Source organism: Streptomyces sp. NPDC052043 (genome assembly GCF_044548235.1).
Taxonomy (GTDB): domain Bacteria; phylum Actinomycetota; class Actinomycetes; order Streptomycetales; family Streptomycetaceae; genus Streptomyces.
This window is the reverse complement of the sequence record NZ_JBIUBT010000044.1, coordinates 1-1,424: the sequence shown is the minus strand read 5'-3', so window position 1 is coordinate 1,424 and position 1,424 is coordinate 1. Positions and strand designations below refer to the sequence as shown.

Sequence of the window (1,424 nt, the reverse complement as noted above, 5' to 3'; positions counted from 1 at the left end):
CTAGTAGGGCTCCGTTAGGTCTTCTCGGCCCTGTTTGGGGCATGTTGGACGTTGTGGACGCACATGAAGTGAACCGTGCTCGGGCGAAGTTGGCGTTATTCGTAGCGGATGTCTTCGCATCGGTGCCACGCAAGGATCAGCGGGCGAAGGGTGACTGCTACCTGCGAGGGCTGATGCTGGATGGGCGGCGCAAGTCGATCCAGCCGATGGCGGAGCGACTGCCGGACGGCAACGAGCAGAACCTGCAGCAGTTCGTGAACCAGTCGACCTGGGATCCGATGCCGGTGCTCCGGCGCATCGCGGAGCGCATGGTGCCGCTGATCGGCCCAGATGCCTGGGTGGTCGATGACGTGTCGTTCCCCAAGGACGGGAAGATGTCGGTGGCGGTCGCGCGCCAGTACTGCGGGGCGTTGGGCAAGCGGGCCAGCTGCCAGGTCGCGGTCAGCGTGCATGCGGTCTCCGATGCCGCGTCCTGTCCGCTGCAGTGGCGGTTGTTCGTCCCCCAGGAGTGGGTCGACGATCCGGGACGGCGGTGCAAGACCGGGATTCCACCGGGGGTAGGGCATCGGGAGAAGTGGCGCCTGGCCTTGGACAGCATCGATGAGCTGGCCGGGTGGGGCATGGTCCCGCCGGTGCTGGTGGCGGACGCCGGCTATGGGCAGAACGCCGACTTCCGCGACGGCCTGGACAGCCGGGGCATCGGCTATGTCGTCGCCATCCGCTCGGATGTGACCGTCCACCCGCACGACGCCGAGCCGGTCACGCCGCCCTGGTCGGGCAACGGCAGCAAGTCGCAGCCCCGCTACCGGGACAAGCCCTCCCCGGTGGCCGCGCTGGCGGCCGTCCGTGGACGGCAGGCCTTCACCGAGGTGACCTGGCGGGAAGGCTCCCGCGGACCGATGCGCTCACGCTTTTTGGCCCTGCGGGTGTGGCCGGCCGGGATCCGATCCCGCCGCCTGGCCCGGGCCGCCGCCACCGCGCGGGAAGGCTGCTGGAACGGTGTCCTGCCCGAGGTCACGCTGCTGGTCGAATGGCCCGAAGACGCCGAAGCACCCACCGACTACTGGCTGTCCAACCTGCCCGCCGCCACCTCGATGGCTGAACTGGTCCGCCTGGCCAAGATCCGCTGGCGCATCGAGCACGATTACCGGGAACTCAAGCACGGCCTGGGCCTGGACCACTTCGAGGGCCGCTCCTGGACCGGGTGGCACCACCACGTCACCCTGGTCACCGCCGCCCACGCATTCCTCACGGAACAGCGCCTGATCCCAAAAGCCGATACAGCGGACTCACCCTCTACCAGATCCTCGACACCATCCAAGACCTGCTGAACTGCTGGACCGGCACCTGCACCACCTGCCACCGCCCGCTGCCCAGAACGTCCACCACCAGCCCAAACCCAAGAGCCAGAGCAACTTAACGGA

Annotated in this window: 1 protein-coding gene; it reads left to right on the top strand. The window is 67.9% G+C overall.

The genetic code is table 11. The annotated features are described in order from the left end of the window. Positions 1-53 precede the first annotated feature (53 nt). Positions 54-1,331, top strand: a complete 1,278-nt coding sequence (locus ACIHCX_RS38105; RefSeq protein WP_400038011.1) for an IS701 family transposase — start codon at positions 54-56, stop codon at positions 1,329-1,331. Positions 1,332-1,424 lie beyond the last annotated feature (93 nt).